At 53.6% G+C, this 18,517-nt stretch carries 17 protein-coding genes and 1 tRNA gene; 14 read left to right on the plus strand and 4 right to left on the minus strand.

Annotation, left to right across the window (positions count from 1 at the left end; all coding sequences use genetic code 11):
- Positions 1-254 precede the first annotated feature (254 nt).
- The 12 genes from V6E55_RS10645 (at position 255) to mtr (ending at position 13,936) form a co-directional block, all read left to right on the plus strand.
- Positions 255-331 (plus strand) — tRNA-Met (locus V6E55_RS10645).
- 207 nt (positions 332-538) lie between these two features.
- Positions 539-991 carry a ribosome maturation factor RimP gene (gene rimP / locus V6E55_RS10650; protein WP_014833432.1) on the plus strand — a complete coding sequence of 151 codons (453 nt, stop codon included), beginning with the start codon at positions 539-541 and terminating at the stop codon, positions 989-991.
- Positions 992-1,019: 28 nt separating this feature from the next.
- A complete protein-coding gene (gene nusA / locus V6E55_RS10655) occupies positions 1,020-2,522 on the plus strand; it encodes a transcription termination factor NusA (RefSeq protein ID WP_028017046.1) in 1,503 nt (500 codons plus the stop codon).
- A gap of 24 nt (positions 2,523-2,546) precedes the next feature.
- Complete coding sequence (gene infB, locus V6E55_RS10660; protein ID WP_316942771.1) at positions 2,547-5,237, plus strand: translation initiation factor IF-2; 2,691 nt, start codon at positions 2,547-2,549, stop codon at positions 5,235-5,237.
- A gap of 89 nt (positions 5,238-5,326) precedes the next feature.
- Complete coding sequence (gene rbfA / locus V6E55_RS10665) at positions 5,327-5,731, plus strand: 30S ribosome-binding factor RbfA (RefSeq protein ID WP_003024988.1); 405 nt, start codon at positions 5,327-5,329, stop codon at positions 5,729-5,731.
- A complete protein-coding gene (gene truB / locus V6E55_RS10670) occupies positions 5,731-6,681 on the plus strand; it encodes a tRNA pseudouridine(55) synthase TruB (RefSeq protein WP_028017048.1) in 951 nt (316 codons plus the stop codon). The genes rbfA and truB overlap by 1 nt, the downstream gene beginning before the upstream one ends.
- Before the next feature lie 154 nt (positions 6,682-6,835).
- The gene (rpsO, locus tag V6E55_RS10675) at positions 6,836-7,105 is read left to right on the plus strand and encodes a 30S ribosomal protein S15 (RefSeq protein ID WP_003861789.1); all 270 of its coding nucleotides are present in this window, start codon (positions 6,836-6,838) and stop codon (positions 7,103-7,105) included.
- Positions 7,106-7,347: 242 nt separating this feature from the next.
- The gene (pnp, locus tag V6E55_RS10680) at positions 7,348-9,486 is read left to right on the plus strand and encodes a polyribonucleotide nucleotidyltransferase (RefSeq protein WP_114978837.1); all 2,139 of its coding nucleotides are present in this window, start codon (positions 7,348-7,350) and stop codon (positions 9,484-9,486) included.
- 108 nt (positions 9,487-9,594) lie between these two features.
- A complete protein-coding gene (nlpI, locus tag V6E55_RS10685; protein WP_008501476.1) occupies positions 9,595-10,479 on the plus strand; it encodes a lipoprotein NlpI in 885 nt (294 codons plus the stop codon).
- Between the two features lie 107 nt (positions 10,480-10,586).
- On the plus strand, positions 10,587-10,667 hold the full coding sequence (yrbN, locus tag V6E55_RS10690) for a protein YrbN (RefSeq protein WP_097533792.1): 81 nt from the start codon (positions 10,587-10,589) through the stop codon (positions 10,665-10,667).
- Positions 10,660-12,549, plus strand: a complete 1,890-nt coding sequence (locus V6E55_RS10695) for a DEAD/DEAH family ATP-dependent RNA helicase (RefSeq protein ID WP_028017050.1) — start codon at positions 10,660-10,662, stop codon at positions 12,547-12,549. The genes yrbN and V6E55_RS10695 overlap by 8 nt, the downstream gene beginning before the upstream one ends.
- A gap of 142 nt (positions 12,550-12,691) precedes the next feature.
- On the plus strand, positions 12,692-13,936 hold the full coding sequence (gene mtr / locus V6E55_RS10700) for a tryptophan permease (protein ID WP_108091080.1): 1,245 nt from the start codon (positions 12,692-12,694) through the stop codon (positions 13,934-13,936).
- A 54-nt stretch (positions 13,937-13,990) separates the two neighbouring features.
- Here mtr and V6E55_RS10705 read toward each other — a convergent pair whose 3' ends face one another.
- From V6E55_RS10705 to ubiU, 3 genes are all read right to left on the minus strand, one after another.
- A complete protein-coding gene (locus V6E55_RS10705) occupies positions 13,991-14,995 on the minus strand; it encodes a luciferase-like monooxygenase (RefSeq protein WP_316942773.1) in 1,005 nt (334 codons plus the stop codon).
- A gap of 89 nt (positions 14,996-15,084) precedes the next feature.
- Positions 15,085-15,963: a U32 family peptidase gene (locus tag V6E55_RS10710; protein ID WP_316942774.1), complete on the minus strand. Its 879-nt coding sequence runs from the start codon at positions 15,961-15,963 to the stop codon at positions 15,085-15,087.
- A 7-nt stretch (positions 15,964-15,970) separates the two neighbouring features.
- Positions 15,971-16,966 (minus strand): ubiquinone anaerobic biosynthesis protein UbiU, encoded by a 996-nt coding sequence (gene ubiU, locus V6E55_RS10715; RefSeq protein WP_114978834.1) that lies wholly within the window; start codon positions 16,964-16,966, stop codon positions 15,971-15,973.
- Positions 16,967-17,177: 211 nt separating this feature from the next.
- On the opposite strand from ubiU, the gene ubiT reads away from it, so the two are divergent.
- Complete coding sequence (gene ubiT, locus V6E55_RS10720; RefSeq protein WP_028017055.1) at positions 17,178-17,702, plus strand: ubiquinone anaerobic biosynthesis accessory factor UbiT; 525 nt, start codon at positions 17,178-17,180, stop codon at positions 17,700-17,702.
- Positions 17,696-18,199, plus strand: a complete 504-nt coding sequence (locus V6E55_RS10725; protein WP_114978832.1) for a GNAT family N-acetyltransferase — start codon at positions 17,696-17,698, stop codon at positions 18,197-18,199. The genes ubiT and V6E55_RS10725 overlap by 7 nt, the downstream gene beginning before the upstream one ends.
- Here V6E55_RS10725 and V6E55_RS10730 read toward each other — a convergent pair.
- Entirely contained in the window at positions 18,186-18,515 is a 330-nt protein-coding gene (locus tag V6E55_RS10730; RefSeq protein ID WP_316942800.1) for a GIY-YIG nuclease family protein, read from the minus strand. The genes V6E55_RS10725 and V6E55_RS10730 overlap by 14 nt on opposite strands.
- Positions 18,516-18,517: the final 2 nt, after the last annotated feature.

Here is an 18,517-nt window from a genome sequence, read left to right on the forward strand (position 1 = left end):
GACCGCTTTCGCTATCTGTGCATGTTTATGCAAAATAAGTGAGTATTCATTTAATCATCTTTTGCCGATGACCGAAAGAGACTCCTGCGTTTTTTGTAAAAATTTTGGTCTGATTGCTCTGACGGAAGTCACCTTGACAGGTGGGGTCAACTATCAATATACTGAACGCCGATTTTACGTCCCGTCTTCGGTACCAAATCCCAGCATTATTTGCAAATTCTGTCCAAAACGCGTAGAATTTGCCACGTTTCAGGCGCGGGGTGGAGCAGCCTGGTAGCTCGTCGGGCTCATAACCCGAAGGTCGTCGGTTCAAATCCGGCCCCCGCAACCACTTTCCCATAAAGTTCTTTTTCAAATATACTGTGAAGACTTAGAGCCTTCGTAGCTGGATTTGAAAAAATTCTTTCGGAGAGTGCTCCAGGCCACAGTTGTGGCTATAGGGTTCAGTTATCTAAAGCCCCGATTTATCGGGGTTTTTTGTTATCTGACTACAGAATAACTGGGCTTTACGCCCTTTTTTTATGTCTTGGGGGTGGGCTTGTCCACATTAGAGCAAAAATTAACAGAGATGATTACTGCACCGGTCGAAGCACTGGGCTACGAACTGGTCGGCATCGAATTCGTTCGCGGCCGTACATCGACGCTGCGCATCTATATTGATAGTGAAGATGGCATCAATGTTGATGATTGTGCTGATGTCAGCCACCAGGTGAGTGCGGTTCTTGATGTTGAAGACCCGATTACCGTTGCGTACAACCTGGAAGTTTCCTCACCTGGCCTCGATCGCCCGATGTTCACGGCCGAACACTATGTGCGTTTTACCGGTGAAGAAGTGGCTCTCGTTCTGCGTATGGCCGTACAGAACCGCCGTAAATGGCAGGGAATTATCAAAGCCGTTGATGGTGAAATGATCACGGTAACAGTCGAAGGCAAAGATGAAGTGTTCGCGCTGAGTAATATCCAGAAGGCGAACCTGGTTCCCCACTTTTAACAGTCTGGATTGAGGTGAAAAGCCCGCGATGAACAAAGAAATTTTGGCTGTTGTTGAAGCCGTCTCCAACGAGAAATCACTGCCGCGTGAGAAGATTTTCGAAGCGCTGGAAAGTGCACTGGCTACAGCAACCAAGAAAAAATACGAGCAAGAGATCGATGTTCGCGTAGAAATCGATCGTAAAAGCGGTGACTTCGATACATTCCGTCGTTGGGTAATCGTTGAAGAAGTGACCCAGCCGACCAAAGAGATCACCCTGGAAGCGGCACGTTTTGAAGACGAAAGTCTGAACGTGGGTGAATACGTTGAAGATCAGATTGAATCTGTGACTTTCGACCGTATCACGACCCAGACCGCGAAACAGGTTATCGTGCAGAAAGTGCGTGAAGCCGAGCGCGCGCTGGTTGTCGACCAGTTCCGCGATCAGGAAGGCGAAATCATTACTGGCGTGGTGAAGAAAGTAAACCGCGACAACATCTCTCTGGAAATCAAATCCGAAGGGATGCCGGGTAACGCTGAAGCGGTAATTCTGCGTGAAGATATGCTGCCACGTGAAAACTTCCGTCCAGGTGACCGTATTCGTGGTGTTCTGTACGCCGTGCGTCCTGAAGCGCGTGGTGCACAGTTGTTCGTGACCCGTTCTAAACCAGAAATGCTGGTTGAACTGTTCCGTATCGAAGTACCGGAAATCGGCGAAGAAGTTATCGAGATTAAAGCAGCGGCTCGCGATCCGGGCTCTCGTGCGAAAATTGCGGTGAAAACCAACGACAAGCGTATCGACCCAGTCGGTGCTTGTGTCGGTATGCGTGGTGCGCGTGTTCAGGCTGTCTCTACTGAGCTTGGCGGCGAGCGTATTGATATCGTTCTGTGGGACGATAACCCGGCGCAGTTCGTGATCAACGCAATGGCTCCAGCTGATGTGGCGTCTATCGTTGTTGACGAAGACAAACACACTATGGATATCGCAGTTGAAGCGGGCAACCTGGCGCAGGCAATCGGCCGTAATGGTCAGAACGTTCGCCTGGCGTCACAGCTGAGCGGCTGGGAACTCAACGTCATGACCGTTGATGACCTGCAGGCCAAGCATCAGGCTGAAGCCCATGCGGCGATCGATACCTTCACTAAGTACCTGGATATTGACGAAGATTTCGCCACTGTTCTGGTTGAAGAAGGCTTCTCTACGCTGGAAGAACTGGCCTATGTGCCAATGAAAGAGCTGCTGGAAATTGACGGTCTGGATGAGCCAACCGTTGAAGCCCTGCGTGAACGCGCTAAAAACGCACTGACCACCCTGGCACTGGCTCAGGAAGAAAGCCTTGGCGATAAGAAGCCGGCTGATGACCTGCTGAATCTGGAAGGTCTTGATCGTGCGATTGCGTTCAAGCTGGCTGCCCGTGGTGTTTGTACGCTGGAAGACCTCGCCGAGCAAGGCGTTGATGACCTGGCTGATATCGAAGGTTTAACCGACGAGAAAGCCGGCGAGCTCATCATGGCCGCACGTAATATTTGCTGGTTCGGCGACGAAGCGTAATAAACTGTAGCAGGAAGGAACAGCATGACTGATGTAACTGTAAAATCGCTGGCTGCTGAGATTCAGACCTCCGTGGACCGCCTGGTACAGCAATTTGCTGATGCAGGGATCCCGAAGTCCGCTGATGACTCGGTGACCGCGCAAGAAAAACAAACCTTGTTAACGCATCTGAACCGTGAACACGGTTCGACGCCTGACAAGTTAACGCTGCAACGCAAAACGCGTAGCACGTTAAACATCCCAGGTACCGGTGGCAAAAGCAAATCGGTACAAATTGAAGTCCGCAAGACGCGCACCTTTGTAAAACGTGATCCGCAAGAGGCAGAACGCCTTGCCGCGGAAGAGCAGGCACAGCGTGAAGCGGAAGAACAAGCTCAGCGTGAGGCGGAAGCAACCGCTAAACGTGAAGCAGAATTAAAAGCTGAACGTGAGGCCGCAGAAAAAGCGAAACGCGACGCAAGTGATAAAGTGAAGCGTGACGCTGCGGAAAAAGACAAAGTGAGCAATCAACAGACAGACGAAATGACCAAAACCGCCCAGGCTGAAAAAGCCCGCCGTGAAAATGAAGCTGCCGAGCTGAAGCGCAAAGCGGAAGAAGAAGCCCGTCGTAAGCTGGAAGAAGAAGCGCGTCGTGTGGCTGAAGAAGCACGCCGTATGGCAGAAGAAAACGAGAAGAACGGTGTTGATATCGCTGAGCAGTCTGAAGATACCAGCGACTATCACGTGACCACTTCTCAGCACGCGCGTCAGGCTGAAGATGATAACGACCGTGAAGTTGAAGGCGGCCGTGGTCGTGGTCGCAATGCGAAAGCAGCGCGTCCGGCGAAGAAAGGCAATAAACACGCCGAATCTAAAGCTGACCGTGAAGAAGCGCGTGCAGCGGTACGTGGTGGTAAAGGCGGCAAACAGCGTAAAGGTTCTTCTCTGCAGCAGGGCTTCCAGAAGCCAGCTCAGGCAGTTAACCGTGACGTTGTGATCGGCGAAACCATCACCGTTGGCGATCTGGCGAACAAGATGGCAGTTAAAGGCTCTCAGGTCATCAAAGCGATGATGAAGCTGGGCGCAATGGCGACCATCAACCAGGTTATCGACCAGGAAACCGCACAGCTGGTTGCCGAAGAGATGGGCCACAAAGTTATCCTGCGTCGTGAAAACGAGCTGGAAGAAGCGGTAATGAGCGACCGTGACACCGGTGCTGCGGCTGAACCGCGTGCGCCAGTGGTGACCATCATGGGTCACGTTGACCATGGTAAAACCTCTCTGCTCGACTACATTCGTTCTACGAAAGTGGCCTCCGGTGAAGCGGGTGGTATTACCCAGCACATCGGTGCTTACCACGTAGAAACTGACAACGGTATGATCACCTTCCTGGATACCCCAGGTCACGCCGCGTTTACCTCAATGCGTGCTCGTGGTGCCCAGGCGACAGATATCGTTGTTCTGGTTGTTGCAGCTGATGATGGCGTCATGCCACAGACTATTGAAGCTATCCAGCACGCGAAAGCGGCGGGTGTGCCGGTAGTGGTTGCAGTGAACAAGATCGATAAGCCAGAAGCGGATCCGGATCGTGTTAAAAACGAACTGTCCCAATACGGCATCATGCCAGAAGAGTGGGGCGGTGAAAGCCAGTTCGTACACGTGTCTGCGAAAGCGGGTACCGGTATCGACGACCTGCTGGACGCGATCCTGCTGCAGGCTGAAGTTCTGGAGCTGAAAGCGATCCGTAACGGTATGGCGAGCGGCGCTGTTATCGAATCCTTCCTGGATAAAGGCCGTGGCCCAGTGGCGACCGTTCTGGTTCGCGAAGGTACACTGCATAAAGGCGATATCGTCCTGTGTGGTTTCGAATATGGCCGTGTTCGTGCGATGCGTAACGAACTGGGTCAGGAAGTCCTGGAAGCAGGTCCGTCCATTCCAGTGGAAATCCTGGGTCTGTCCGGTGTGCCGGCTGCCGGTGACGAAGTGACCGTTGTGCGTGACGAGAAGAAAGCACGTGAAGTTGCACTGTATCGTCAGGGCAAATTCCGTGAAGTTAAACTGGCTCGTCAGCAGAAATCTAAACTCGAGAACATGTTTGCCAACATGACCGAGGGTGAAGTTCACGAAGTGAACGTTGTTCTGAAAGCCGACGTTCAGGGTTCTGTGGAAGCGATCTCCGACTCCTTGCTGAAACTGTCTACCGACGAAGTTAAAGTGAAGATCATCGGTTCTGGCGTAGGTGGTATCACCGAAACCGACGCGACCCTGGCTGCAGCGTCCAACGCCATCCTGGTTGGCTTCAACGTGCGTGCTGATGCTTCTGCTCGCCGCGTGATCGAAGCGGAAAGCCTGGATCTGCGTTACTACTCCGTCATCTATAACCTGATCGACGAAGTGAAAGCTGCGATGAGCGGTATGCTGTCTCCTGAGCTGAAACAGCAGATCATCGGTCTGGCTGAAGTACGTGACGTGTTCAAATCACCGAAATTCGGTGCGATCGCGGGCTGTATGGTTACCGAAGGTATCATCAAGCGTCACAACCCAATCCGTGTCCTGCGCGACAACGTGGTTATCTATGAAGGCGAGCTGGAATCCCTGCGCCGCTTCAAAGATGACGTGAACGAAGTCCGTAACGGTATGGAATGTGGTATCGGCGTGAAGAACTACAACGACGTTCGCGTTGGCGATATGATCGAAGTGTTCGAGATCATCGAAATTCAGCGTACCATCGCTTAATGACCGATTGTAGGCCGGGATCGCCTCGCGCCACCCGGCAATAATTTAAAAAAGGGGCTTTAGCCCCTTTTTTGTCTGGAGAATTTATTATGGCGAAAGAATTTGGTCGCCCTCAGCGCGTAGCGCAGGAAATGCAGAAAGAGATCGCCCTCATTCTGCAACGTGAAATTAAAGACCCACGCGTGGGTATGATGACCACCGTGTCTGGCGTAGAAATGTCCCGTGACCTGGCGTATGCCAAAGTGTTCGTGACTTTCCTGAACGATCAGGATGAAGCCGCAGTTAAAAACGGTATCAAAGCCCTTCAGGAAGCCTCTGGTTTCATCCGCTCTCTGCTTGGTAAAGCGATGCGTCTGCGTATCGTGCCTGAGCTGACCTTCTTCTACGACAACTCGCTGGTTGAAGGTATGCGTATGTCTAACCTGGTAACCAGCGTGGTGAAACATGACGACGAACGTCGTGTTAACCCAGCGGACGACAGCAAGGAGGACTAATGAGTCGTCCTCGTCGTCGTGGTCGCGACGTGCATGGTGTGCTGCTGCTGGATAAACCCCAGGGCGCTTCCAGCAACGACGTGCTGCAAAAAGTTAAGCGTATTTTTAACGCCAACCGTGCGGGCCACACGGGTGCGCTGGACCCTCTGGCAACCGGTATGCTGCCGGTTTGTCTGGGGGAGGCGACAAAGTTTTCCCAGTACCTGCTCGACTCCGATAAGCGTTACCGAGTTATCGCCAAACTAGGACAGCGTACGGATACCTCCGACGCAGATGGTCAGGTGGTAGAAGAGCGTCCGGTGACATTCAGCGCGGAACAGCTTGATGCTGCGCTGGAGAGCTTCCGTGGGGACACGATGCAGGTGCCGTCGATGTATTCGGCGCTGAAATATCAGGGAAAAAAACTCTACGAATATGCACGCCAGGGCATTGAAGTCCCGCGTGAAGCCCGTCCGATAACCGTGTATGAACTGCTGTTTATTCGCCACGAAGGGGATGAACTGGAGCTGGAAGTACACTGTTCGAAAGGCACCTATATTCGTACCATCATCGACGATCTCGGTGAAAAACTGGGCTGTGGCGCGCATGTTATCTACCTGCGCCGCCTTGCGGTGAGTAAGTATCCAGTAGAGCGAATGGTGACCCTTGAACATCTTCGCGCGTTGGTTGAACAGGCTGAAGCCCAGGGTATTGCTCCGGCAGATTTACTGGATCCATTGCTGATGCCGATGGACAGTCCGGCAGCGGACTTCCCTGTAGTTAATCTTCCTTTAACATCGTCCGTTTACTTTAAGAACGGAAACCCGGTTCGTACGGCTGATGCGCCGCTCGAAGGTCTGGTACGTGTGACTGAAGGTGATGAAGGCAAGTTTATTGGGATGGGCGAAATGGATGGTGAAGGGCGCGTTGCGCCGCGCCGTCTGGTCGTCGAATACCCGGTAGAAGCGTGACGGCGATAACGGCTCACCTTGCGATAAGCAGGGGAGACGAGTAGAATATTGCCGCTTAACGCCTGGTAAATTGTTTAACAATCTGCGGGGCGTACATTGGATTGCTGAATTAGAGATCGGCATCCTTACATTCTTTATACTTTGGAGTTTGAAAATGTCTCTAAGCGTTGAAGCTAAAGCTAAAATCGTTTCTGAGTTTGGTCGTGGTACTAACGACAGCGGTTCTACCGAAGTTCAGGTTGCACTGCTGACTGCACAGATTAACCACCTGCAGGGTCACTTTGCAGAGCACAAAAAAGATCACCACAGCCGTCGTGGTCTGCTGCGCATGGTTTCTCAGCGTCGTAAACTGCTCGACTACCTGAAACGTAAAGATGTTGCACGCTACACCGCGCTGATCGAGCGTCTGGGTCTGCGTCGCTAAGTCTTGCGAGTTTCAGAAAAGGGGGCCTGATGGCCCCTTTTTTCAACCAGACGGCAGCAATTCACTGGAAACTATTGTATTGTTGCTATAAATGATCTTCATTGCAGAGGTTCGCGCGGCTAATGAGAGGCTTCACCCATGAGGGTGTCGGTTGTCATTAGTCGCGAGGATGCGAAGAAGGTCGGGTTAAATCGACAGCACGCCGTGGGTGTGCTGTCAAACATTTAAGAAAGGACAGAATTTTGCTGAATCCGATCGTTCGTAAATTCCAGTATGGTCAACATACCGTCACGCTGGAAACCGGCATGATGGCACGTCAGGCTACTGCTGCCGTTATGGTAAGCATGGATGACACTGCAGTATTCGTGACCGTAGTTGGCCAGAAAAAAGCAAAACCAGGTCAGGACTTCTTCCCGCTGACCGTTAACTACCAGGAGCGTACTTACGCTGCCGGTAAAATCCCAGGTGGTTTCTTCCGTCGTGAAGGCCGTCCAAGCGAAGGCGAAACCCTGATCGCGCGTCTGATTGACCGCCCGGTTCGCCCGCTGTTCCCGGAAGGTTTCGTGAACGAAGTTCAGGTTATCGCGACCGTTGTTTCCGTTAACCCACAGGTTAACCCGGACATCGTAGCGATGATTGGTGCTTCTGCCGCCCTGTCACTGTCTGGTATTCCATTCAATGGCCCAATCGGTGCCGCGCGCGTCGGTTACATCAACGACCAGTACGTACTGAACCCAACTCAGGAAGAGCTGAAAGAAAGTAAGCTGGACCTGGTTGTTGCGGGTACTGAAGCTGCCGTTCTGATGGTTGAATCTGAAGCTGAACTGCTGAGCGAAGACCAGATGCTGGGCGCCGTGGTCTTCGGTCACGATCAGCAGCAGGTTGTTATCCAGAACATCAACGACCTGGTGAAAGAAGCGGGTAAACCACGTTGGGACTGGCAGCCAGAAGCGGCAAACGACGCACTGAATGCACGCGTTGCTGCACTGGCAGAATCTCGTCTGAGCGATGCGTACCGTATCACTGACAAACAGGAGCGTTACGCTCAGGTTGACGTGATCAAATCTGACGTTACCGCTGCCCTGGTTGCTGAAGACGAAACGCTGGACGCTAACGAAATTGGCGAAATCCTGCACGCAATCGAGAAAAACGTTGTTCGTGGCCGCGTTCTGGCTGGTGAGCCGCGTATTGATGGCCGCGAAAAAGACATGATCCGTGGTCTGGACGTTCGTACTGGCGTACTGCCACGTACTCACGGTTCTGCGCTGTTCACCCGTGGTGAAACTCAGGCGCTGGTGACGGCAACTCTGGGTACTGCCCGTGATGCACAGATCATCGACGAACTGATGGGCGAGCGTACTGACAGCTTCCTGTTCCACTATAACTTCCCTCCGTACTCCGTAGGTGAAACCGGTATGGTGGGTTCGCCGAAGCGTCGTGAAATTGGTCACGGTCGTCTGGCGAAGCGCGGCGTGCTGGCAGTGATGCCAGACGCAGACAAATTCCCGTACACCGTTCGTGTGGTTTCTGAAATCACCGAATCTAACGGTTCTTCTTCCATGGCTTCCGTGTGTGGTGCCTCTCTGGCGCTGATGGATGCAGGCGTGCCAATCAAAGCCGCTGTTGCGGGTATCGCAATGGGTCTGGTGAAAGAAGGCGACAACTTTGTTGTTCTGTCTGACATTCTGGGCGACGAAGATCACCTGGGCGATATGGACTTCAAAGTAGCGGGTTCCCGCGACGGTATCTCTGCACTGCAGATGGATATCAAAATTGAAGGTATCACCAAAGAGATCATGCAGGTTGCTCTGAACCAGGCTAAAGGTGCGCGTCTGCACATCCTGGGCGTGATGGAACAAGCGATTAACGCACCGCGTGGCGATATTTCTCAGTTCGCTCCGCGTATTCACACCATCAAGATCAATCCAGACAAGATCAAAGATGTTATCGGTAAGGGCGGTTCTGTTATCCGTGCTCTGACCGAAGAAACTGGCACCACCATCGAAATCGAAGATGACGGTACAGTGAAGATTGCTGCAACCGATGGCGAGAAAGCGAAATTCGCTATCCGTCGTATCGAAGAAATCACTGCAGAAATCGAAGTGGGCCGCGTCTATGCAGGTAAAGTGACCCGTATCGTTGACTTTGGCGCGTTCGTTGCCATCGGTGGCGGTAAAGAAGGTCTGGTTCACATCTCTCAGATCGCTGACAAGCGCGTTGAGAAAGTGACCGATTACCTGCAGATGGGCCAGGAAGTACCGGTTAAAGTTCTGGAAGTTGACCGCCAGGGCCGTATCCGTCTGAGCATTAAAGAAGCAACCGAGCAGTCTCAGCCAGCTGCTGCGCCTGAAGCACAGGCAGCAGAACAGCAAGGCGAGTAAGTTGCCATTTGCCCTCCGCTTTGCGGAGGGCCTATTATCAGGCAGGACGCCTTGTTAAGCCGCCGGGGGACAGGACGTTCATCCAATAGTTGTCTTCGGGAGTGGGAAATGAAGCCTTTTTTGCGCTGGTGTTTCGTTGCGACAGCTCTAACGCTGGCAGGATGCAGCAACTCTGCCTGGCGTAAGAGCGAAGTCCTCGCAGTGCCATTGCAACCGACTTTGCAGCAGGAAGTGATTCTGGCACGCATGGAACAAATTCTTGCCAGTCGGGCTTTAACCGATGACGAACGCGCACAGCTTTTATATGAGCGCGGAGTGTTGTATGATAGTCTCGGTCTGAGGGCATTGGCGCGAAATGATTTTTCACAAGCGCTGGCAATCCGACCTGATATGCCTGAAGTATTCAATTACTTAGGCATTTATTTAACGCAGGCAGGCAATTTTGATGCTGCCTATGAAGCGTTTGATTCTGTACTTGAGCTTGATCCAACTTACAACTACGCGCACTTGAATCGCGGTATCGCATTGTATTACGGCGGTCGTGATAAGTTAGCGCAAGATGATCTGCTGGCGTTTTATCAAGACGATCCTAATGATCCTTTCCGTAGCCTGTGGCTTTACATCGTTGAGCGGAAGCTCGATGAGAAGCAGGCAAAAGAGGCGCTGAAACAGCGCTTCGATAAATCGGACAAGGAACAGTGGGGATGGAACATTGTCGAGTTCTACCTGGGCAACATTAGCGAAGCAACGCTGATGGAACGCCTCAAGGCGGACGCAACGGATAACACCTCGCTCGCTGAGCATCTCAGTGAAACCAACTTCTATTTAGGTAAGTACTACCTAAGTCTGGGGGATAAGGACAGCGCTACGGCACTGTTCAAATTAGCGGTTGCTAACAACGTACACAACTTCGTTGAGCACCGTTATGCATTGTTGGAATTATCGCTCTTGGGCCAGGAGCAAGACGACCTGGCAGAATCGGACCAGCAATAGCTGACGACATAAACATCAGCCCGTAATCTTTTGATTGCCATCATCTTAACTGGTGAGGGCGTTGTTGTTCGTCAATACATCTAATTTGAGCCGGTTCACACTTTTCAATGAAAATTGCAGATCATTTTCACGATGAGCTAAGTAGACTGGCCGCCATTGACATTGAGGCACTCGTACTACATGGCTGAATTCGAAACCACTTTTGCAGATCTGGGCCTGAAGGCTCCTATCCTTGAAGCCCTTAACGATCTGGGTTACGAAAAACCATCTCCGATCCAGGCAGAATGTATCCCACATCTGCTCTCTGGTCGTGACGTGCTGGGCATGGCCCAGACTGGTAGCGGTAAAACTGCGGCGTTCTCGCTGCCGCTGCTGAACAATATTGATCCGGACCTGCGTGCACCGCAGATCCTCGTCCTGGCTCCAACCCGTGAACTGGCTGTTCAGGTTGCTGAAGCAATGACGGAATTCTCTAAACATATGCGCGGCGTAAACGTGGTAGCCCTGTACGGCGGCCAGCGTTATGACGTGCAGTTACGCGCCCTGCGCCAGGGCCCACAGATTGTTGTCGGTACGCCTGGCCGTCTGCTGGATCACCTGAAGCGCGGTACTCTGGACCTCTCTAAACTGAGCGGCCTGGTACTGGATGAAGCAGATGAAATGCTGCGTATGGGCTTCATCGAAGACGTAGAAACTATCATGGCGCAGATCCCGGACGGTCATCAGACCGCGCTGTTCTCTGCAACCATGCCAGAAGCGATTCGTCGCATTACCCGCCGCTTCATGAAAGAGCCGCAGGAAGTGCGTATTCAGTCCAGCGTTACCACTCGCCCGGACATCAGCCAGAGCTACTGGTCTGTATACGGCATGCGCAAAAACGAAGCGCTGGTACGTTTCCTGGAAGCGGAAGATTTTGATGCGGCGATTATCTTCGTTCGTACCAAAAACGCGACCCTGGAAGTGGCTGAAGCGCTTGAGCGTAGCGGCTACAACAGCGCAGCGCTGAACGGCGACATGAACCAGGCCCTGCGTGAGCAGACTCTGGAGCGTCTGAAAGACGGTCGTCTGGATATCCTGATTGCAACCGACGTGGCAGCACGTGGTCTGGACGTTGAACGTATCAGCCTGGTTGTTAACTACGACATCCCGATGGACTCCGAGTCTTACGTTCACCGTATCGGCCGTACCGGTCGTGCGGGTCGTGCGGGTCGTGCTCTGCTGTTCGTTGAGAACCGTGAGCGCCGTCTGCTGCGTAACATCGAACGCACCATGAAGCTGACCATTCCAGAAGCTGACCTGCCAAACGCAGAACTGCTGGGCAAACGCCGTCTGGAAAAATTCGCCGCGAAAGTTCAGCAGCAGCTGGAAAGTAGCGATCTGGATCAGTACCGTGCACTGCTGTCTCAGATTCAGCCAACCGCTGAAGGCGAAGAGCTGGATATGGAAACTCTGGCAGCAGCACTGCTGAAAATGGCGCAAGGCGAACGTAGCCTGATCGTGCCACCAGATGCACCAATGCGTCCTAAGCGTGAATTCCGTGACCGTGACGATCGCTTCGAACGTCGTGGCGACCGTAACGATCGTGGCCCACGTGGTGACCGTCCAGAGCGCGGTGGTGAAGACCGTCCACGTCGTGAGCGTCGTGACGCTGGCGACATGGAGCTGTACCGCATTGAAGTGGGCCGTGATGATGGTGTTGAAGTTCGTCACATCGTTGGCGCGATCGCTAACGAAGGCGACATCAGCAGCCGTTACATTGGTAACATCAAGCTGTTCGCATCCCACTCTACCATTGAGCTGCCAAAAGGCATGCCGGGCGAAGTACTGCAGCACTTTACTCGCACCCGCATCCTGAACAAGCCGATGAACATGCAACTGCTGGGCGATGCACAGCCACGTCCTGACCGTGGCGGCGAACGTCGTGGCGGTGGTCGCGGTTTCGGTGGTGAGCGTCGTGAAGGTGGTCGCAGCGAAGGTCGTGGCGGTGAAGGTCGTCGTTTCTCCGGCGAGCGCCGTGAAAACCGCGGCCCACGTCGTGACGAAGGTTCAAGCCGTCGTCGTGACGCGTAATCCTTACGCAACTGACGTAAAGTAAAATATACAGCCCCGATAAACACAATCGGGGCTTTTTTTATTTCTTTTGTACTCCTGTACTGGTACAGTGCTGCACATTAAAATGCATCACCGCATTATTGACTGGAGAAATGGCTGTATGGCGACACTAACCACCACCCAAACGTCACCTTCGCTGCTTGGCGGCGTGGTGATCATCGGCGGAACCATTATTGGCGCCGGGATGTTCTCCCTGCCAGTGGTCATGTCCGGTGCGTGGTTCTTCTGGTCGCTGGCGGCGCTGGTCTTTACCTGGTTCTGTATGCTCCATTCCGGGCTCATGATCCTCGAAGCGAACCTGAACTACCGTATAGGCTCCAGCTTCGACACCATTACCAAAGATCTGTTAGGCAAAGGCTGGAACCTGGTGAACGGCCTCTCCATCGCGTTTGTGCTTTACATCCTGACCTACGCGTATATTTCAGCGAGCGGTTCTATTCTGCATCACACCTTCTCGGAGATGTCGCTGAACGTTCCGGCGCGTCTGGCAGGGCTGTGCTTTGCACTGGGCGTGGCGTTTATCGTCTGGATGAGCACCAAAGCAGTGAGCCGCATGACGGCGATTGTGCTGGGCGCTAAGGTCATCACCTTCTTCCTGACCTTCGGCAGCCTGCTGGGGCACGTCACTCCCGCGACACTGTTTAATGTCGCCGAAGTGAATACCTCCTATACGCCGTACCTGCTGATGACGCTGCCATTCTGTCTGGCGTCGTTCGGCTACCACGGTAATGTGCCGAGCCTGATGAAGTACTACGGCAAAGATCCACGCACGATTGTGAAGTGTCTGGTCTACGGCACGCTGCTGGCGTTGGGTCTGTATGTGATTTGGCTGCTGGGGACGATGGGTAACATCCCGCGTCCGGAATTTATCGGCATTGCGCAGAAGGGTGGAAACATTGATGTGCTGGTGCAGGCGCTGAGTGGTGTGCTGAACAGCCGTAGCCTGGATCTCTTGCTGGTGGTGTTCTCCAACTTTGCCGTGGCGAGCTCGTTCCTCGGCGTGACGTTGGGTCTGTTTGACTACCTGGCTGATCTGTTTGGTTTTGATGATTCTGCAATGGGGCGCTTCAAAACCGCACTGCTGACCTTCCTGCCACCGATTGTAGGAGGTCTGCTGTGGCCGAATGGTTTCCTGTATGCCATCGGTTATGCCGGACTGGCAGCAACCATCTGGGCTGCGATTGTCCCGGCGCTGCTGGCGCGTAAATCACGTAAACGCTTCGGTAGCCCTAAATTCCGCGTCTGGGGCGGCAAGCCGATGATTGTGCTGATTCTGGTGTTCGGTGTTGGCAACGCACTGGTGCATGTGCTGTCGAGCTTCAACCTGCTGCCTGTGTATCAGTAAACGCCTCTTTTCACCCTCTCCCTGTGGGAGAGGGCTGGAGTAACAAAACACACTTCACGACATTTCTTCTTTCACCTGCATCGCCAGCTCAAACGAATATAAACGCGCCTGGTGATCGAAAATCTGGCCGTTAACCATAATCTCATCCGCCTGCGTTTCACGCAGCACCGCTTCCAGACCGTGACGCACTTTCGCCTTATCGCCCACCAGAGACATGCTTAGCGCCTGTTGCACGCCATACTGCTCGGAAGCGGACCATAACTGATGCATATTCTCCACCGGTGGCGGCAACTGGCCTGTCTCACCGCGGCGCAACTTCACAAACGCCTGCTGCATGGAGGTGAACAAAAACTCGGCATCGCGAGTACTGTCGGCAGCAATGATATTGATACACACCATCGCATACGGTTTTTCCAGACGCTCAGATGGTTTGAAGTTCGTACGGTAGAGATGTAGCGCCTGATGCAGCATATCCGGCGCGAAGTGTGAGGCAAATGCAAATGGCAGCCCCAGTTGTGCGGCAAGCTGTGCGCTGTAGAGGCTTGAGCCCAGCAACCACACCGGGATCTTCTCGCCATAACCCGGTACCGGGCGCACGTGAGGGTTTGGGTCCCGCGCATCGAACCAGTCCACCAGTTCCGCCACATCGCGTGGGAAGTTGTCGATATCCCCACTCATATGGCGACGTAGCGCGCGCATGGTCGGCTGATCGCTGCCCGGCGCACGGCCAAGCCCTAAATCAATGCGGCCAGGATAGAGGGTATTGAGCGTACCAAACTGCTCGGCAATCACCAGTGGTGCATGGTTCGGCAGCATGACGCCACCGGATCCCAGGTGCAGCGTGGTGGTGTTCGCCGCCAGATAGCCAATCAGCACTGAGGTCGCGGCACTGGCGATACCCACCATATTGTGGTGTTCCGCCAGCCAGTAGCGATGATAGCCACGTTTTTCGGCAAGAAGAGCAAGATCCAGAGAGTGGGAAAAGGCCTCGCGCGCTGAGGAACCTTGTGGGATCGGCGCCAGATCCAGCACCGAAAACGGAATGGTTTTATCAGTCATAACAGCTCACTTTGTCGACGGTGAATCTTTTAATAGTGCATTAAAAATTAATAACCGTTGTTAACAAAGTGAGCCTTTACACTTTATCGCTATGCCTGCAGTTCCAGCCCGGCGAGCCGCTTCCAGTAACCGTTGCAGTCGCTGTTAGCGGTCAGCGGAAGTGGAGATGTCCCATTTTCATTGGCGCGGAAGGCGTCCAGCATTGCGAACACGCTGGTATCCAGCGGTGACAGACGCACCATGTCTACCAGCCCGTTCATCGATGCCAGCTCATTGCCCAGGTTATAGACATAACCGCTCATGGTCTGAATACCGTTCAGAACAAATACCTGCTGATTCTCCTGAGACAGCATGCTGCGCCCGTTCGGATACTTGATGCAGCAGGTTTCACACTCGTCTTTCGGACGATCTTCCGAGCGCGCGGTAAAGCAACGGGCAGAGTAGGCTAGCGGCAAATGGCCATAGCTCAGTACTTCCACTTCAAACTGATTGCGAATACCCAGCTCTTCGCACTGTGTCAGCAGATTTGCCAGCCAGTCGCGGGAGAGTTCTACCGGCATGCACCAGCGCGTCATCCCCTGTTTGAGCAGCAGACGCAGGGTGACGGCGTTATAGCAGTTCAGCGCATGACCCGCGACAAACGGCAACTTGCGTTCAGCGCACATGTTCACCACTCCCAGGTCGCTCGCTTCCAGCAGGAACTCGCCATTCTCAACGTAACGCTTCAGTTCCCCCAGTTCGGAAGAGGCTTGTACCAGCGCGAGCGTTGAAAGCACCACCTGTTTGCCGCTTCCGGCCAGGTTTTTTGCCATATCCAGCCAGTCGCCTACCTTAGTGGCGCGGCGTTTGCTGCACACGGCTTCACCGAGATAAATCACATCGGCGCTGCTGCTGGCGGCCTGTTGGTAAAAGTCTTCCAGCGTCTCTTTTGACCAGTAGTAGAGCACCGGCCCTAATGAATATTTCATGGTTATCTCACTGCCATTTACGGTGATACGCGCCAAGCGTGGTTTGCGTGCCTTCGGACATCGAACCGAGCGTTTCCATCCAGGCCGGTTGTGGAGCGTAATTCTGCGGATCGGCCATGCAGCGGTCGATGGCCTGACGCCAGACTTTCGCCACCTGGCTCACGTACGCCGGGCTGCGCTGGCGACCTTCGATTTTTACCGAGGCAATATTGGCCGCCAGCAGTTCCGGCAGCAGCTCCAGCGTGTTGAGGCTGGTGGGTTCTTCCAGCGCGTGGTAGCGCTCGCCGTCGACCAGGTAGCGGCCTTTACACAGCGTCGGATAGCCAGCGTTTTCACCGTCCTGATAGCGGTCGATCAGAACTTCATTCAGGCGAGACTCCAGCCCCTGTGGCGTCTGCTGCCAGCGGACGAAGCGGGCAGGGGAGCAGGCCCCGACGGTATTCGGCGATTCACCGGTTAAATAAGAGGAAAGGTAGCAACGACCTTCAGCCATAATGCACAGGCTACCAAAAGCAAAAACTTCCAGCGGCACTGGCGTGACGCGCGCGAGTTGCTTAACCTGATGAATAGAGAGCACGCGCGGTAGCACCACACGGGCCACGTCAAAGTTTTGATGGTAAAAACGTACGGCCTCTTCGTTAGTGGCAGATGCCTGAACAGAGACGTGGCGCTCAATATGGGGATAGCGTTCTGCCGCATACTCAAGCATAGCGAGGTCGGCCAGAATCAGCGCATCCGCACCCAGTTGCGCAGCCATATCCACCGCACGCTGCCAGCGGGCATAGCCATCAGGATGGGCAAAAGTGTTGATGGCGATATGCAGTTTGCGGCGGTGCTGATGAACGAAGTTAACGGCTTCCTGAAGCTTTTTCTCCGTAAAGTTGAGGCCAGCAAAATGGCGGGCATTGGTGTCATCTTTTAGCCCGATATAGACCGCATCGGCCCCATTTTCGATGGCCGCCTTAAGCGCCGGAAGGTTTCCGGCTGGGCAGAGCAGCTCCATAATTTATCCTGATGTAGTCGATCGCAAAATTGTTAACGAGCTGGGATTTTAATTAACCCATACGCGACAATTTTTGATTTAAGGCAGCTAATGGCGTATTGATGGCACCAATAATGAGGTACACCGGACGACGGTTTGTTGATTTACGCCGCTATGTTGTGCTTCGGATATGGCAAAATAGCAGGACTATAGATATCAGGGAGTAAAGCTCGTGCTGGATAAACTGCGTTCACGTCTCGTACAATTTGGTCCATCAATGCTGAGCGTGCCGGTCAAACTGGCGCCGTTCGCGCTTAAACGCCAGGTGCTGGAGCAGGTCCTGAGCTGGCAGTTCCGCCAGGCGCTGCAGGATGGCGAGCTGGAATTCCTGGAAGGCCGCTGGTTAAGCATTGAGGTGCGTGACATCGGGCTGCGCTGGTTTACCTCTGTTGAGAATGACCAGTTGATCGTACGTGAATCTGCCGACGCGGATGTGAGTTTTAGCGCCAACGCCAGCGATTTGCTGATGATTGCCGCGCGTAAGCAAGATCCGGATACGCTCTTCTTCCAGCGTCGTCTGGTCATTGAAGGCGATACGGAGCTGGGCCTGTACGTTAAGAATTTAATGGATGCCATTGAGCTGGAGCAGATGCCGAAAGCGCTGCGTGTCATGTTGATGCAAATGGCAGATTTCGTTGAGGCCGGGCTGAAAAGCCCGCCGGAAAGCAAACACACTTCAGTAGGTGAGCCATGCTGATTCGAGTTGAAATTGGGATTGATGCACCGGGAATTGATGCGTTGCTACGCCGCTCTTTTGAGAGCGATGCCGAAGCCCAACTGGTCCACGATCTTCGCGAAGACGGCTTGATTACGCTGGGGCTGGTTGCCACCGATGATGAAGGTCAGGTGGTGGGCTACGTTGCCTTCAGCCCGGTTACCGTTCAGGGAGAAGAGCTCCAGTGGGTAGGTATGGCTCCACTGGCCGTTGATGAAAATTATCGTGGACAAGGGCTGGCACGCCAGTTGGTCTATGAAGGGCTGGATTCGCTCAATGAGTTTGGCTATGCCGCTGTGGTCACACTGGGCGATCCGGCGTTCTATGGCCATTTAGGCTTTGAGCAGGCCGCGCATTACGATCTCCGCTGCCGCTGGCCGGGCACGGAATCCGCCTTCCAGGTACACCGTCTGGCCGATGACGCGCTCAATGGCGTTAATGGCCTGGTGGAATACCACGACCATTTCAATCGCTTTTAATCAGGCGCTCGCGTAGCGCCTCAAACGAGCCGTCTCCGCTCACGAGGCGCTCTTTCTGGCGCTTCGTCAACTGCTTAATACGGTATTCCAGTCTGAGCGCCAGCGATCTGTCACCAACAGGTGCTGAAAAGGCGAGTTGTAGTTCTCCTTTCCCCCGCAGTGCTTTTGCCCCTTTTCCCGTTTGATGTTGTAAAAAACGCCGCGCCACATCGGTGGTGATCCCGGTGTAGAGTGAGTTATCAGCGGTTCGGACAAGATAGAGAAACCAGCACACGGTAAACAGATTCAGTATGTTAAGGTGAACGCACCATAGCATGA

The organism is Enterobacter sp. 342 (assembly GCF_036663495.1).
Taxonomy (GTDB): domain Bacteria; phylum Pseudomonadota; class Gammaproteobacteria; order Enterobacterales; family Enterobacteriaceae; genus Enterobacter.

What these genes read in the sequence shown, in the direction of transcription:
- truB (WP_028017048.1), top strand. Translation starts at nt 5,731, where the DNA reads ATGAGTCGTCCTCGTCGTCGTGGTCGCGACGTGCATGGTGTGCTGCTG.
- infB (WP_316942771.1), top strand. Translation starts at nt 2,547, where the DNA reads ATGACTGATGTAACTGTAAAATCGCTGGCTGCTGAGATTCAGACCTCC.
- V6E55_RS10695 (WP_028017050.1), top strand. Translation starts at nt 10,660, where the DNA reads ATGGCTGAATTCGAAACCACTTTTGCAGATCTGGGCCTGAAGGCTCCT.
- V6E55_RS10710 (WP_316942774.1), bottom strand. Translation starts at nt 15,963, where the DNA reads ATGAAATATTCATTAGGGCCGGTGCTCTACTACTGGTCAAAAGAGACG.
- mtr (WP_108091080.1), top strand. Translation starts at nt 12,692, where the DNA reads ATGGCGACACTAACCACCACCCAAACGTCACCTTCGCTGCTTGGCGGC.
- yrbN (WP_097533792.1), top strand. Translation starts at nt 10,587, where the DNA reads ATGAAAATTGCAGATCATTTTCACGATGAGCTAAGTAGACTGGCCGCC.
- ubiU (WP_114978834.1), bottom strand. Translation starts at nt 16,966, where the DNA reads ATGGAGCTGCTCTGCCCAGCCGGAAACCTTCCGGCGCTTAAGGCGGCC.
- nusA (WP_028017046.1), top strand. Translation starts at nt 1,020, where the DNA reads ATGAACAAAGAAATTTTGGCTGTTGTTGAAGCCGTCTCCAACGAGAAA.
- rpsO (WP_003861789.1), top strand. Translation starts at nt 6,836, where the DNA reads ATGTCTCTAAGCGTTGAAGCTAAAGCTAAAATCGTTTCTGAGTTTGGT.
- V6E55_RS10705 (WP_316942773.1), bottom strand. Translation starts at nt 14,995, where the DNA reads ATGACTGATAAAACCATTCCGTTTTCGGTGCTGGATCTGGCGCCGATC.
- V6E55_RS10730 (WP_316942800.1), bottom strand. Translation starts at nt 18,515, where the DNA reads ATGCTATGGTGCGTTCACCTTAACATACTGAATCTGTTTACCGTGTGC.
- rbfA (WP_003024988.1), top strand. Translation starts at nt 5,327, where the DNA reads ATGGCGAAAGAATTTGGTCGCCCTCAGCGCGTAGCGCAGGAAATGCAG.
- V6E55_RS10725 (WP_114978832.1), top strand. Translation starts at nt 17,696, where the DNA reads ATGCTGATTCGAGTTGAAATTGGGATTGATGCACCGGGAATTGATGCG.
- nlpI (WP_008501476.1), top strand. Translation starts at nt 9,595, where the DNA reads ATGAAGCCTTTTTTGCGCTGGTGTTTCGTTGCGACAGCTCTAACGCTG.